The organism is Streptomyces sp. DH12 (assembly GCF_020873895.1).
GTDB lineage: Bacteria > Actinomycetota > Actinomycetes > Streptomycetales > Streptomycetaceae > Streptomyces.
Map to the genome: position 1 here is coordinate 1 of NZ_JAHWGT010000374.1, position 656 is coordinate 656.

The window sequence follows — 656 nt, forward strand, 5'->3', positions numbered from 1 at the left end:
TACCTGACCGAGAAGCGCGGCGGCCAGCAGTTCGACGAGGACGACGAGTCGGTGCTGGCCACCCTGGCCGTGGCGGCCGGCGTGGCGATCGACAACGCCCGCCTGTACGAGGAGTCCCGGCTGCGCGAACGCTGGCTCCAGGTGAACGCCGAGATCACGCACACCCTCATGTCCGGCGCGGACCAGGGCGGGGTGCTGCCGCTGATCGCCGAACGGGCCAGGGAGATCACCGGCTCCGCCCTGAGTGTGGTGGCCATGCCGGTGAGGGGTACGGACACACTCGCCGTGGAACTCGCGGTGGGCCAGGAGGCCGACGCGTGGCGCGGGGTCGTCCTGCCCGTGGAGGGGACCCTCATCGGGCAGGCGTTCGTCCAACGGGTGTCCATCAGCAGCCCGGACGTCTCACGTGACGCGCGGATCTCGGCCGCACTTCCGCGTTTCGAGGGGCTCGGGCCGGCCGTCGCCGTGCCGATCGGCTCGGGCGACGACGTGCGGGGTGTGGTTCTGCTGGTCCGGCAGTCGGGTGGCCATGAGTTCTCCGAGAAGGAGACCGAGCCGCTGGAGGTCTTCGCCGCCCAGGCCGCCGTCGCGATGGAACTGGCGGAACGCCGCGCGGACGCCGAGCAGATCGCCCTGCTGGAGGACCGTGACCGGAT

General features: G+C 71.5%; 1 protein-coding gene. It reads left to right on the forward strand.

What is annotated here, in order from left to right:
* The coding region (locus LPA54_RS34645; RefSeq protein WP_228984601.1) for a GAF domain-containing protein at positions 1–656 on the forward strand (656 nt) is incomplete at both ends.